Origin of the sequence: Thermomonas sp. (assembly GCF_020850895.1) — a bacterium.
GTDB lineage: Bacteria > Pseudomonadota > Gammaproteobacteria > Xanthomonadales > Xanthomonadaceae > Thermomonas.
Genome location: NZ_JADZDS010000005.1, coordinates 1 through 13,276, shown reverse-complemented (window position 1 = coordinate 13,276; position 13,276 = coordinate 1). Strand labels below are relative to the sequence as shown.

The following is a 13,276-nucleotide window of genomic DNA, read 5'->3' as shown; positions in this document are numbered from 1 at the left end:
CGGTCCGTCACCTTCCCAGCATCTGGAGCCCCTTGGGTGGACCATTCCATCCGGCTTCGCTACGGTACCCCGCTTCGTACACCTTGAGGTCGGCCTCGGAGGGATAGTCGACGTAATAGACCTTGAGTTCGGCATCGGACGCATGCTCGGCCCGCCACCACAACGCATCGCCATCGGCCTCGCTGCGGTAATCCACCCAGTGGATGCGGAGGTTCGCTTCCGAGGGATACTGCACCCGGTACACCTTGACGTCGGCCTCGGAGGCATAGCGCACCACGAACACCCGAACCGCCTGCGCGGAACCGGATGCGAACAAGCCAAGCACGAGCAGCGGCAGCCAGAGCTTCATCTCGAGTCCCGTCACGGTTCCGCCACCAGTGTCGCAGATCCACCCCTCGCCCGCATGCGCGGACTTAGGGCAACGCTGATTGAGTCGGCGTTGCCTGCCGACCATGGATGGTCGGCTGACCGTCCAGAGCCTGCCCCGGACTGGATCCGGGGATGGGCTTGTTCAGCATTGTCTCAGGGATGGGTCAACCCGTTCGATTCCGTGCTGCAAGCCTGTGGCACCATGGGCCAGCCACGGCTCACAGCAAGTCTTCGAACCGATAGCGCCTTGGTGCACGCCCGTGCAATCTGCGCGCGGCGTGCAGGGCTCCACGCGCGAAGATGTCGCGCGAACTTGCCCGATGGACCAACTCGATGCGCTCCCCGAGACCGGTAAACTGCACCCAGTGCTCGCCGACGATGTCACCGGCACGGATCGAGGCATAACGCGGGTTTGCGCCGCTTCCCGCAGCGCTGGCGCCCAGGGTCAGTGCAGTGCCCGATGGCGCGTCGCGCTTGTGGCTGTGGTGGGCCTCGATGATGTCGCAGTCCCATTCCGGCAGGAGGCTTGCGGCGCGCGCAACCAGCGCATGCAATACGCTGACCCCGAGGCTGAAATTGCTGGCCCAGACCAATGGGATATCCACCGCCGCGGCATCGAGCGCAGCCCACTGCCCATCGGTCAGGCCAGTGGTTCCGGACACCAGCGCAGCCTTGCGTTGTACACACAATGCCAAGATTGCATCGAAGCCTTCAGCGAGGCTGAAGTCGATCGCGACATCGAACCCTGGGACACGATCAAGCGCATCGCTCGAAAAACCGGGCACCAGGGGATCCCGCGGTGCGCTGCCGGCAACGGCAGCCACCGCGACGAGGCCAGAGGCCTCCTCGTTGCAGAGGCGAAGCAACGCACGGCCCATGCGACCGCTGGCGCCGTGGATCAAGACTTTAAGGGGCGGATTCATCGGCGCAGGCTAGCCGCCACGACAGGCGACGGCAAGCGACACCCGTCCTTCGGCAACCGCCTGCAGTGCGTTCAACGCTCCGCGTTTGCGCTTTGAAGGCGGTTGACCATCTGGTGCATGGCGTCATCAAACGCGGTGTTGCCTTCGCGCAGGCGCACCTTGTCGAGGGCCACCATCGCCGCCAGTTCCTGGGTCGAAGCGACCAGCACACGAATGCCACGCCGATTGACCAGCAACAAGCGCGAGGAGATCGGGCTGATCCACGACACCTTGGCGGGCGCGAATTGCTGTTCCGACGATGCAAGCTGCAGCCAGTCGCCCACCTTCAGCGCCTTGACGCGCTCGTGCACGTCGACATCGAAATCCAGGTGTTCGTTGTTGGCCACCACTTCCAGCTTGGGCGGCGCTTTGACCGCCTCCACCGGGATCGCCTGCACGGCGATCCGGGCATCCACCTCGGGGACCGCCTGGCCTGCGGCAAGGCGTGCAAGCGCTTCGTTCAACGCCTCCAGCGCTCCTTGCGCGCTGACTTCGGTGAACCCTGCGCTGGACAGGATTTCCTTCAGCCCCGCATCCGGCAGTGGGCAGGCAGGATCCGGCCATTTGCCGGACTGGGCGCGGTCCAACCCGGCCAGCAATCCATCGATGGCGCCCAAGGCACGGTCATAGCGCACCGAATCGGACCCATCGCGCAGTTCGACCTGGATCAGGTGGTGCGCGGCGTGCCGGGCCAGGAAATCGGCGATCACCGGCGGCAACTCGCGCCCTGCGCGATGCGACTCGAGTTCGCGTGAGGCCGATTCACGCGCGTTGTCCAGCCGCTCGCGACCCCACTGCGCCTCGGTGGTACGCCGCTCCACCAGCTCGAAACGCTTGCGGTGCTGCGCCATGTACGAACGCAGCTCCTGCTCCAAGGTCTCGAAGATCGCGACGTCTTCGTTGAACTCGGCCACCAGTCGCTCGATGGTGTGGTCGACGTGGTCGAGCAGCTCGCGTTCCTGCGGCTCTTCGCCGCGGTTGCCCTCACAAGCCTCGGCGACGGTGTTGAGTAGCTTGCGCGCCGGATGCTCCTTCATCAGGAACATGCGCCGATCCTTGATCGCCGCCTTGACGCAGGGCACCAGCATGCGACCGATCTTCTGGCGAATGCGGGTGTCGTACTGCGGGCCATCGAGGAGGACATCGAACAACAAAGCAACCAAGTCGACGGCATCGCCATCGAGGCCATCTAGATTGACGTTGTCCCCTGAAACACCCAGCTTGCGGGCACGCTGCCCCATCTGCTTGCGCAGTTGGCCGGCAATCGAGGCTCCTGCGTCGCCCTCGCCGTGCCCCCGTTCGGGGAGGATCGGGGCCGCGTCATGCTGCATCAGCGACAGGATCGACATCAGGTCATTGGTGCCAAGGGTCGGCCCCTGTGGCTGCCCCACTCCGGGGGTTCCTTGGCTCAGGCCCATCGCCATGCGCCAGCCCTGCAGTTGGCCAAGCATGCCTGCGAACATCGCCTGATCGGCAACGCTGATCTGCATGGGCGCCGGTGCAGCGCCCCCCCCCATCGGCTGGGGTATCCCCATCTGCGGCTGGAACGCCCCTGCCTGGGCAGGATCCATCACCGGCGGCTGCGGCTGCGGTTGTTGCTGCAGTGGAGGCGCCGGTGCGCGACGTGGCTGTGCGGTTGCCGCGCTTGCACGCAGTTCCGGCAGGATCCCGGCAATGGCCATCAGCGCATTGCAGCGTTCGTAGAACTCACCCAGCGTGGAATCCAGTTCGCGTTCGAAGAACTTGAACACGACGATGCGCAGGTTGTCGCTGAGATTGAGCTCGCCCATCGTGTTGCCGAGCACACTGGCCAGGAACACCGGATCCAGTGGATCCTCCCGCCGCTGCATGGCGGGATTCGCGGCCACCACCCGCATCCGCTGGGCAGCCACTTCAAAACCCGAACCATGCGCACGCAGCACCGAGGCCGCCAATTGTTCGACCGCCAACTGTTGCTCGAGGTCTTGGTCGGAAAGCAGGCTCAAGCCGGAATCGGCTGCAACACCGCCACCCGCGGCCAATACGCGGCGCGTGGCCATCGCCGTGAACCGGGTCGCCACCCGATTCCGGAATCCCTGCACGAGATTGGCCCGCGAAAGCCGCATCTCCCGCAAGGTCGTCAGCCCCATGTCCTCGTCGCCCTTCTGGCTGAGGTCGAAGAGGTAGTCGTCGACATCGCCCAGCGTGGCATCAAGTGCCGGGGTAATGCGGTCGAGAACCAACTTTTGCAGCGCATCGAACAGCGAAGCCGTCGCCGCGTTGGTGCCAGGGGATTCCGTGGGGGGCCGGAAACTCATGTCGATACCCAGATGGATTGACTCAGTGCAAACACTATCGCAGTTTCAAGCCTGGTTTATTGACGCCCATCATGGTTTTACGACCGCTCGTTACCATTCTTCATTCGTTCAGCGTTCGGTGGGCGCACGGCCCAACCCGGTTTCCTGCAGCGCGGCCATGATTCCCTGTAGCCGCCCGGGATCCGTCCCGCGATCAAACCCGAAGCGGAAATGCAGCTCCCCGGAGCGGGTGCGCGAGGAATGCAACGAGGCGATGTTGACCCCTTGATCCTCGAATACCTGCAGCAACGCCCGCAGCGAACCCGGCCGGTCTTCCGGCAAATGCACGCTGAGCACGCAGGCATCGGCCAGGTCGGCAAGCAGGAAGCCAATCCGCTCGAAGGTGTGGTTGCCCGCCTCCCGCGCCGGTGTGCCGAAGGCAGCACGACTGGCGACAAGCACTTCATCGCGGAAGCGCACACGTGCCGTCGCATCGCCCTGTTCGACCAGTCGAGCGATTCCTTCGATGCGCTCGGACATCATCCTCAGCACGCCTGGCACATGCGGATTGCAGAACTGGATATCTTCGTAGATTGCCGGATTCTGCTCCAGGATCCGCGCCGCGATCGCCACATCCATCTCGAATGCCGCGGTTCGCAGCGGCAACAACTCGGCAATCGTCCCGGCCTGCGGTGCCTGCGCGTTGAGCACCCCTGCCTGGGCAAGGTGGCACGCGTGCCCGAGCGCCTGCACCAGCGCCATCGCACGGTCGTGGCGCTCTGGATCCACCTCGACACATTCGGCTTCCAGAGCCTCCAGCAACCCTCCCAGCCAAGGTGCCCAATCATCCAGTCGCGCGCGACACACTGCCAGCACCCGACCTTTGAGGGTAGGCGATTTGGGGGGCGCAGTCAGCGGATGCAGCCCCACCACTTCGGCACAGGACGCGAGCAGCGCCGCCACCGGCGCGGACTTGATCGAGGTGACATCCAGCCACAGCCGGCCCGCCTCGCGCCCGCCCGAACGCGCTGTCCAGTCACGGATGACTGCCTCGGTGGCCCCGATCGGGACTGAGAACAGCAGCACATCGGCATGCTCCAGCAGCGCTTCGATGGGATCGGAGGACGCGTCGGCAGGATCGTGGCCGAGCACCGGCAAACCCATGCGCTCGGAAAAAAATCGGTGCAGCCAGCGCCCGTAGGCGCCGGCACTGCCGACAATACCGATGCAAGGATGGATGGGAACCACGAATGCGCCGCAAGGAACCCAAGCCACTGGGGGGAGATCGGATTCTGCCAGAACCCGCCCGGAACAGGCCTGCCCCGCCAGCCTACCCCGACCGACGACACCCCCCGATCAAGACACCATGCGGTCCCAGAAACCCTTGACGCCGTCGAGGAAGGTGCTGGATTTCGGCGAATGGCGGCGTGCGCCCTCACCCGCGAAGGTGGACTCGAACTGTTCAAGCAGGGTGCGTTGCTGCGGAGTGAGATTGACCGGCGTCTCCACCACCACCTTGCAGAAAAGATCGCCCGGCTGCCTGCTGCGCACCGATTTGACGCCCTTGTCGCGCAGGCGGAACACCTTGCCGGTCTGGGTTTCGGCCGGTATGCGCAATTCCACCTCGCCGCCCAAGGTTGGCACCCGTACGACGTCGCCCAGCGCAGCCTGCGAGATACGAATCGGCACTTCGCAATGCAAATCGTCGCCATCGCGCTCGAAGATGTCGTGCGGGCGCACCCGCACCTCGACATACAGGTCACCCGGCGGCGTGCCGGCCGGCCCGGCTTCACCCTCGCCAGCCAGGCGGATGCGATCGCCGTTGTCGACGCCAGCCGGAATTTTCACCGCCAGCGTTTTCTCCTCGTGCACGCGACCCTGCCCGTGGCATTCGTGGCAGGGATTGGGAACCGACTTGCCGGCGCCGCCGCACTGCGGACACGGCGACTGCATCATGAAGGGACCGCGCTGCATGCGCACCTGGCCGCGCCCCTGGCAGGTCGTGCAGGTTTCCACCCGCCCGTCCTCGGAGCCGCTGCCCTTGCAGCGTCCGCAGGTCGAAAGGGTGGGAACGTGGATCTGGCGCTCGATGCCGGCGACCGCCTCTTCCAGGTCGAGTTCCATCACGTAGCCGACGTCGGCCCCGCGACGGGGTCCACGAGCACGCCCCCCGCCACCACCAAAGATATTGCCGAAGATGTCACCGAAGATATCGCCCATGTCGGCGAATCCGGGACCGGGATTGCCTCCACCCATGCCCTGCTCGAACGCGGCGTGGCCGTGCTGGTCGTAGATGCGGCGCTTGCCGCCGTCGGACAGCACCTCGTAGGCTTCCTTGCATTCCTTGAATGCGGCCTCGGCGGTCTTGTCGCCCGGATTGCGGTCCGGGTGGTATTTCATCGCGCAGCGACGATAGGCCTTCTTCAGGGTTTCGTCGTCAACATCGCGCGCAACCCCAAGGACTTCGTAGTAATCGCGTTTGCTCATGCTTGCTCTCTCCCTCCCCCTCCGGGGGAGGGCTGGGGTGGGGGTTTGGTGATGCGACAAGGATTCGGGATCGCAATGCGGCCCGAACCCTCACCCCAACCCCTCTCCCGACGGGAGAGGGGTTACAGCCCTCAGGCCTTCTTGCCGTCGTCCTTGACCTCGGTAAACTCGGCATCGACCACGTCGTCACCCTTGGCCTGACCCGCATCGGCACCGCCCGCTTGCTGCTGGCCGGCTGCGGAGGCAGCGGCGAACAGGGCCTGGCCGGCCTCTTCCAGCGCCTTGGCCTTGGCTTCGATCCGGCTCTTGTCGTCACCCTTGATCGCGACTTCGAGTTCGGCAATCGCCGATTCGGCGCGGCCGATGGCATCTCCCGGCAGCTTGTCGCCATTTTCCTTGATCACGTTGCGGGTGGCGTGGATCAGGCCATCGGCCTGGTTGCGCGCGGTGACCAGCTCGTGGAACTTCTTGTCTTCCTCGCGGTTGGCCTCGGCATCCTGCACCATCCGCTGGATCTCGTCATCCGACAGGCCCGAACCGGCCTTGATCTCGACTTTCTGTTCCTTGCCGGTCTTCTTGTCCTTGGCGGTGACATGGACGATGCCGTTGGCGTCGATGTCGAAGCTCACTTCCACCTGCGGCATGCCGCGCGGGGCCGGCTCGATTCCGGTGAGGTCGAAACGCGCCAGGGTCTTGTTGTAGCGGGCCTGCTCGCGCTCGCCCTGCAACACGTGCACGGTGACCGCGCTCTGGTTGTCCTCGGCGGTGGAGAACACCTGCGAGGCCTTGGTCGGGATGGTGGTGTTCTTCTCGATGATCCGGGTCATCACCCCACCCAGGGTCTCGATGCCGAGGCTCAGCGGGGTCACGTCGAGCAGCAGCACGTCCTTGACGTCACCGGCCAGCACGCCACCCTGCACCGCGGCACCGATGGCAACCGCTTCGTCGGGGTTGACGTCCTTGCGCGGCTCCTTGCCGAAGAACTCCGCCACCGCTGCCTGCACCTTGGGCATGCGGGTCTGGCCACCGACCAGGATCACCTCGTGGATCTCGGAGGCGCGCAGGCCGGCATCGTTCAGCGCGACGCGGCAGGGTTCGATGGTCTTCTTCACCAGATCATCCACCAGCGCTTCGAGCTTGGCGCGGGTCAGCTTGATGTTGAGGTGCTTCGGGCCGCTAGCGTCGGCGGTCACGTACGGCAGGTTGACGTCGGTCTGCTGCGCAGAGGACAGCTCGATCTTGGCGCGTTCCGCAGCGTCCTTCAGGCGCTGCAGGGCCAGCGGATCCTTGCGCAGGTCGACGCCGTCGGACTTCTGGAATTCCTCCACCAGATAATCGATGACGCGGTTGTCGAAGTCCTCGCCACCGAGGAAGGTGTCGCCATTGGTAGCCAACACCTCGAACTGCTTCTCGCCGTCGACATTGGCGATTTCAATGATCGACACGTCGAAGGTGCCGCCACCGAGGTCGTACACCGCGATCTTGCGATCCTTGCCATCGCCCTTGTCGAGGCCATAGGCCAGCGCGGCGGCGGTGGGCTCGTTGATGATGCGCTTGACGTCGAGACCGGCGATGCGGCCGGCATCCTTGGTGGCTTGGCGCTGGCTGTCGTTGAAGTAAGCCGGCACGGTGATCACCGCCTCGGTGACGGTCTCGCCGAGGAAGGCCTCGGCGGTCTTCTTCATCTTCTCCAGCACCTTGGCGGAGACTTCCTGCGGCGCCAGCTTCTTGCCATCGGCCAGGCCCACCCAGGCATCGCCATTGTCATGCGCGGTGATGCTGTACGGCACCACGCCGAGGTCCTTCTGCACTTCGGCGTCGGTGAACTTGCGGCCGATCAGGCGCTTCACCGCGTAGAAGGTGTTCTTCGGATTGGTCACCGCCTGGCGCTTGGCCGAGGCGCCCACCAGCACTTCGCCGTCCTTGGTCCAGGCGACGATGGAGGGGGTGGTGCGGTCACCCTCGCTGTTCTCGATCACCCGCGCCTTGCCGCCTTCCATGATGGAGACGCAGGAGTTGGTGGTGCCGAGGTCGATGCCGATGATCTTGCCCATGATGAAATCCTCTTGGATGCGTTGTTCGGATGGCGCGCTGCGCCGATGGTTGTGATGTGGGGATGCAACGCCGGCCTTCAAGGGCCGCGCGTGGCGAGATTCAGTCGTGGCGGGCGACGATCACCAGCGCCGGGCGCAACAGGCGGCCATTGAGCAGGTAGCCCTTCTGGAACACGTTGATGACGTGGCCCGGCGCAATGCCTTCGGCGTCGCCCTGGCTGATGGCCTGATGGAATTCCGGATCGAAGGCCTCGCCCACCGGGTTCAGGATGCGCATGCCGTTGTCGCCGGCGACTTTCAGCAATTGCTGGAAGGTCATTTCCAGCCCTTGCCGCAGCGGCGAATCGGTGCCGCCGACCGCGGACAAGCCGGCATCCAGGCTGTCGAACACCGGCAGCAGGTCGCCCAGCAGGCGCTCGTTGGCAAACTTGCGGGCCGCCTCCAATTCGCGTCCGAGACGACGGCGCTGATTCTCGAGATCGGCACGTTCGATCAGGGACGCGGCCTTGAGTTGCTCGATTTCGGCGCGCAGCGCTTCCAGTTCGTCCAGCGGCTCCTGGGTCATGGCATCGTCGTTGGTCTGGATCGGATCGTCGGTCATGTTCACGGTGCGATGGGCGGCGACAGGCCGCGTTCCCCACCCGGATGGGGATCAATTTTCCGGAATCAAGGCAGCGCCGAGCGCCGCCGCGGTGGCTTCGACCACCGGGATCACCCGCTCATAGGCCATCCGGCTGGGCCCGATCACGCCCACCACGCCCAGCACCCGGCCCTCGCTGCCGTAGGGCGCGCCCACCAGAGACATGCCTTCCAGCGGCGCCAGCCCGGTTTCCTCGCCGATGAAGACCCGCATCCCCGGCGCCTTGGCGATGCGTTCCAGCAGCCGCAGCAGCTCGCGCTTCTCCGAAAATGCCTCGAACAGGGCACGCAATTGGTCGAGGTCGCTCAAATCCTGCAGGCCCATCAACCGGGTCTGGCCGGCCACCAGCATGTCCTCACCCGCTGCGGGCAAGAATGCCTGTTCGGCCAGATCAATCGATGCGGCAAGCAACCGATCCATTTCGCTGCGCGCCTCGCGCAGGTCCCGCAACAGCGTCGCGCGGATCCGCTCCAGCGGCAGGCCGGCGAAGTGGGTATTCAGGTAATGGGCCGCCTGCTCCAATTCGGACGGGCTCAGGGCACGTCGCACCGGCACGATGCGGTTCTGGATCTCGCCATCGGCAAAGACCAGGATCGCCAGCACCCGCGTCGGCTCCAGCGCCACGAAATCGATCTGGCGAAAGGCAAAGCTCTCGCGCTTGGGCACGCTGACCATGCCGGCAAACCGGGTCATCGTCGCCAGCAGTTCGCTGGTGGTGCCCAGCAGCGTGCGGGTACCGGCACCGGGCGGTAGTTCGTTGCGCAGCAGGTCCACGTCCTCCTTCGGCAAGGGCTTGAGCTGCAGCAGCGAATCCACGAACAGGCGATAGCCCTGCGCGGTCGGTATCCGTCCCGCCGAGCTGTGCGGCGCGGCCAGCAAGCCGGCATCCTCCATCGAGGCGAGGATGTTGCGGATGGTGGCGGAACTGACATCCAGCCCCGCATGTTGCGCCAGTGTCTGCGACCCCACCGGCTCGCCGCTGCGGATATGGCGTGCGACCAAGGCGCGCAGCAACTGGCGCGCGCGCGGATCGAGGGCGATGTCGTCGTGGCGGCGTCGGGACATGGCAAGGTTGTATGCGCGCCAGCGCGATCACGCAAGGGATACCGCTGGCGGCCGCGCGCAGGCACAATCGCGATCCATGCTCCTGCGCCTGTCCATCCGCGACTTTGCCGTGGTCGCCCACGCCGAACTGGACTTCGGTGCCGGCATGACGGTCATTTCCGGCGAAACCGGTGCCGGCAAGTCGTTGTTGGTTGATGCGCTGGGCTTCCTTTCGGGTGCGCGCGCCGATGCCGGCGCGGTGCGTTTTGGCGCGCAGCGTGCCGAATTGAGCGCCGAATTTTCCTTGGCCGATTGCCCGCAAGCCGCGCTGTGGCTGCGGGCGGCCGAGCTGGACGATGGCGAGGCCTGCCTGCTGCGGCGGGTGCTGCATGCGGATGGTGGTTCGCGGGCCTGGATCAATGGACGGCCAGTGGCCCTGTCGCAGCTGGCCGAGTTGGCCGAGTTGCTGGTGGAATTGCACGGCCAACATGCGCAACAGGCCTTGCTGGAACGGCCGCGGCAGACCGCATTGCTGGACGCCTGTCTCCGTCAGCCCGAACTGCTGGACAACACCCGCGACGCGGCGTTGCGTTGGAAGGCCCTGCACGCCGAACGCCGCGGTCTCCTTGCACGCGGTGACGTCGCAGAACGCCAGCGCTGGTTGCAATTCCAGCTGGAGGAACTCGACGCCCAGCCGCTGGCGCCGGGCGTTCTGGCCGAACTCGACGCCAGCCATCGTCGTCACACACATGCCGCGGCCCTGATCGCCGTGTGCGACGACACCGTGGACGCCCTCGCTGGCGATGCGGCGATCGGTTCGCGCCTGCAGCGCCTGCGTGCTGGCCTGCAACGCGAATCCGCGCACGATGCCCGACTTGGCGAAGTCGACACCCTGCTGGACTCGGCCAGCATCCAGCTCGACGAGGCCGTGTCCCAGCTGCAGCGCATCCGCGATGATCTGGACCTCGACCCCGACGCACTGGCCAGCCTCGAACGCCAACTGACCCGCATGCAGGACCTCGCCCGCAAGCATCGCGTCGCCCCCGAACAGTTGCAGGCGCACCGCGATGCGCTGGCCGTCGAATTGGATTCGCTGGCAGATGCGGACGACAAACTGCGCCGGCTCGATGCGGACATCGCCGCCGCGCATGCGGCGTGGACACAGCTGGCCTCGCGCCTGCGCGACGCACGATGCGAAACGGGCGCGACGCTGTCGTCCTCGGTCTCCGCGCTGATCGCCCAACTCGGCATGGAGGGCGGCGTGTTCGAAATTCAGTTCGAACGCAATCCCGACGCGCAGCCCGACCCCAACGGCAGCGAACGCGCGGAATTCCTGGTTTCCGCCAACCCCGGTCAGCCGCCCCGCCCGCTGCGCAAGATCGCCTCGGGTGGCGAGTTGTCGCGCATCTCGCTGGCGATCGAAGTCGCCGCGCAGGATCAGGACGCGGTACCGACAATGGTGTTCGACGAGGTTGATGCCGGCATCGGCGGCGCGGTTGCCGCAGCCGTTGGCCACAAACTGCGCGCGCTCGGACAAGGCCGGCAGGTGCTGTGCGTCACCCACCAGCCGCAGGTTGCGGCGGCCGGCCACGCCCACTACCGCGTGCGCAAGGCCGCCCAGGATGGTGTCACCCAATCCGCAGTGGCGGCACTGGACACCGCAGGCCGCGTCGAGGAGATCGCCCGCATGCTGGGCGGCAGCGACGTGAGCGACGAAGCGCGCTCGGCAGCGCGGCGCTTGTTGGACGCGCACTGACGGCGACGCAGGCCGGGCCTGTGCGACGATGTCGGCCATGCCTGATTCCTTCCTGTTCTACGATCTCGAAACATTCGGCCAGGATCCGCGCCGCACCCGCATCGCCCAATTCGCGGCGATCCGCACCGATGTCGATTTGAACGAAATCGAGTCGCCCATCAGTTTCTTCGTCCAGCCGGCCAATGACCTTTTGCCCTCGCCCGAGGCCACCCTGGTCACCGGGATCACCCCGCAAGATGCGCTGCGCGATGGCGTGAACGAGGCCCAGGCCTTCGCCCGCATCCTCGACGAGATGGGTCGCCCGCAGACCTGCAACCTCGGCTACAACTCGTTGCGCTTCGATGACGAGTTCATCCGTTACGGCCTGTACCGCAACTTCCACGATCCGTACGAGCGTGAGTGGAAGCATGGCAATTCCCGCTGGGACCTGCTCGACGCGTTGCGCCTGATGCATGCGCTGCGACCTGACGGGATCCAGTGGCGCCAGCGCGAGGATGGCAAGGGCACCAGCTTCAAGCTGGAACATCTGGCCGAGGACAATGGCCTGCGGATCGGTGTCGCGCATGAGGCGTTGTCCGACGTACGCGCGCTGATCGGCATCGCCCGCCTGTTCAAGCAGTCCCAGCCCCGATTGTGGGACTACGCGCTGCAGCTGCGCGACAAGCGTTTCGTCGCGTCCCTGCTCGATGTCATCGGCATGACGCCGCTGCTGCACATCTCCCAGCGCTATCCTGCCGCGCGCCTGTGTGCCGCACCGGTGCTGCCGTTGGCGACGCACCCCACGATCAACACGCGCACGATCGTGTTCGACCTCGATGCCGAACCGGATGACTTGCTGGCGCTGGATGCCGACACGATCGCCGAGCGCCTGTACCTGCGCCAGCAAGACTTGCCCGAAGGCAGCACGCGGATCCCGCTGAAGGAAGTCCATGCCAACAAATGTCCGGCGCTGGTGCGCTGGGATCATGTGCGCGCGCAGGACTTCCAGCGGCTAGGCATCGATCCGAATGTGGCGCAGGCACGCGCCGCGCGCCTGCGCGACGCCGGCCCTGCCCTCGCGGACAAGGTTCGCCGGGTGTACGCACGCGAGCGTGCAGACGCGCCACCGGATGCGGACGCCGCGCTCTATGGCGGATTTCTCTCCGATGCCGACAAGCGCGTGCTGGCGCAGTTGCGCGCCACGCCACCCGCAACGCTTGCAACCACGCGATTCGATTTCCGTGATCCGCGACTGCCGGAATTGCTGTTCCGCTACCGCGCGCGCAACTGGCCGCTTGAGCTGTCCTCCGCCGAGTCGGAGCGCTGGAATGCCTATCGCCGGCAGCGCCTGCTTGAGGATTCGAGCCTCTCCGAATTCACCCTGGAACAGTACCGCACGCGCATCGCCGCACTCCGCGCGCAGCATGCGGATGACGCGCGCACGCTGGCACTGCTTGACCGACTTCAGGCGTGGGGGAACCAGGTGGAAACTGATATGGCGTCACCGAATATTCGACACCCTGAAGGATAGTGGGCCGGCAGGGGGTTGCCAGTGGCAGTCGGAGTTCGTTGCAACGAACAAAAGGGAACCTCGAATAACTGGTTTTTGCTCGTCATTCCCGCGAAAGCGGGAATCCATTGCCTTTGTATTCAATGACTTGAAGATGCTCACTGGAGCCTCGAGCCAGATATCCGAGGTTATTCGAGGT

General features: G+C 65.5%; 10 protein-coding genes. 2 read left to right on the top strand and 8 right to left on the bottom strand.

The features are described 5' to 3' along the window. Nucleotides 1-7: 7 nt before the first annotated feature. The 8 genes from IT472_RS00230 to hrcA form a co-directional block, all read right to left on the bottom strand. Nucleotides 8-349: a DUF6150 family protein gene (locus IT472_RS00230; RefSeq protein ID WP_297176593.1), complete on the bottom strand. Its 342-nt coding sequence runs from the start codon at nucleotides 347-349 to the stop codon at nucleotides 8-10. A gap of 238 nt (nucleotides 350-587) precedes the next feature. Next, nucleotides 588-1,292: a dihydrodipicolinate reductase C-terminal domain-containing protein gene (locus IT472_RS00225; RefSeq protein ID WP_297176590.1), complete on the bottom strand. Its 705-nt coding sequence runs from the start codon at nucleotides 1,290-1,292 to the stop codon at nucleotides 588-590. Nucleotides 1,293-1,363: 71 nt separating this feature from the next. Beyond that, the gene (locus tag IT472_RS00220) at nucleotides 1,364-3,628 is read right to left on the bottom strand and encodes a DUF1631 family protein (RefSeq protein WP_297176587.1); all 2,265 of its coding nucleotides are present in this window, start codon (nucleotides 3,626-3,628) and stop codon (nucleotides 1,364-1,366) included. Between the two features lie 108 nt (nucleotides 3,629-3,736). Then, entirely contained in the window at nucleotides 3,737-4,855 is a 1,119-nt protein-coding gene (locus tag IT472_RS00215; protein WP_297176584.1) for a prephenate dehydrogenase, read from the bottom strand. Nucleotides 4,856-4,963: 108 nt separating this feature from the next. After that, complete coding sequence (gene dnaJ, locus IT472_RS00210; RefSeq protein ID WP_297176581.1) at nucleotides 4,964-6,094, bottom strand: molecular chaperone DnaJ; 1,131 nt, start codon at nucleotides 6,092-6,094, stop codon at nucleotides 4,964-4,966. Nucleotides 6,095-6,225: 131 nt separating this feature from the next. Continuing rightward, nucleotides 6,226-8,148: a molecular chaperone DnaK gene (dnaK, locus tag IT472_RS00205; RefSeq protein WP_297176578.1), complete on the bottom strand. Its 1,923-nt coding sequence runs from the start codon at nucleotides 8,146-8,148 to the stop codon at nucleotides 6,226-6,228. 100 nt (nucleotides 8,149-8,248) lie between these two features. Next, a complete protein-coding gene (gene grpE / locus IT472_RS00200; protein ID WP_297176575.1) occupies nucleotides 8,249-8,749 on the bottom strand; it encodes a nucleotide exchange factor GrpE in 501 nt (166 codons plus the stop codon). 51 nt (nucleotides 8,750-8,800) lie between these two features. Beyond that, nucleotides 8,801-9,853, bottom strand: a complete 1,053-nt coding sequence (gene hrcA / locus IT472_RS00195) for a heat-inducible transcriptional repressor HrcA (protein ID WP_297176572.1) — start codon at nucleotides 9,851-9,853, stop codon at nucleotides 8,801-8,803. Between the two features lie 76 nt (nucleotides 9,854-9,929). Between hrcA and recN the strand changes: the two genes are divergently transcribed. Further along, entirely contained in the window at nucleotides 9,930-11,588 is a 1,659-nt protein-coding gene (gene recN, locus IT472_RS00190) for a DNA repair protein RecN (protein ID WP_297176569.1), read from the top strand. A gap of 37 nt (nucleotides 11,589-11,625) precedes the next feature. Next, complete coding sequence (gene sbcB / locus IT472_RS00185) at nucleotides 11,626-13,098, top strand: exodeoxyribonuclease I (protein WP_297176565.1); 1,473 nt, start codon at nucleotides 11,626-11,628, stop codon at nucleotides 13,096-13,098. Nucleotides 13,099-13,276 lie beyond the last annotated feature (178 nt).

Coding starts and splice junctions, on each gene's coding strand:
- dnaK (WP_297176578.1), bottom strand. CDS start 8,148: ATGGGCAAGATCATCGGCATCGACCTCGGCACCACCAACTCCTGCGTC.
- recN (WP_297176569.1), top strand. CDS start 9,930: ATGCTCCTGCGCCTGTCCATCCGCGACTTTGCCGTGGTCGCCCACGCC.
- IT472_RS00230 (WP_297176593.1), bottom strand. CDS start 349: ATGAAGCTCTGGCTGCCGCTGCTCGTGCTTGGCTTGTTCGCATCCGGT.
- grpE (WP_297176575.1), bottom strand. CDS start 8,749: ATGACCGACGATCCGATCCAGACCAACGACGATGCCATGACCCAGGAG.
- sbcB (WP_297176565.1), top strand. CDS start 11,626: ATGCCTGATTCCTTCCTGTTCTACGATCTCGAAACATTCGGCCAGGAT.
- IT472_RS00220 (WP_297176587.1), bottom strand. CDS start 3,628: ATGAGTTTCCGGCCCCCCACGGAATCCCCTGGCACCAACGCGGCGACG.
- IT472_RS00225 (WP_297176590.1), bottom strand. CDS start 1,292: ATGAATCCGCCCCTTAAAGTCTTGATCCACGGCGCCAGCGGTCGCATG.
- dnaJ (WP_297176581.1), bottom strand. CDS start 6,094: ATGAGCAAACGCGATTACTACGAAGTCCTTGGGGTTGCGCGCGATGTT.
- hrcA (WP_297176572.1), bottom strand. CDS start 9,853: ATGTCCCGACGCCGCCACGACGACATCGCCCTCGATCCGCGCGCGCGC.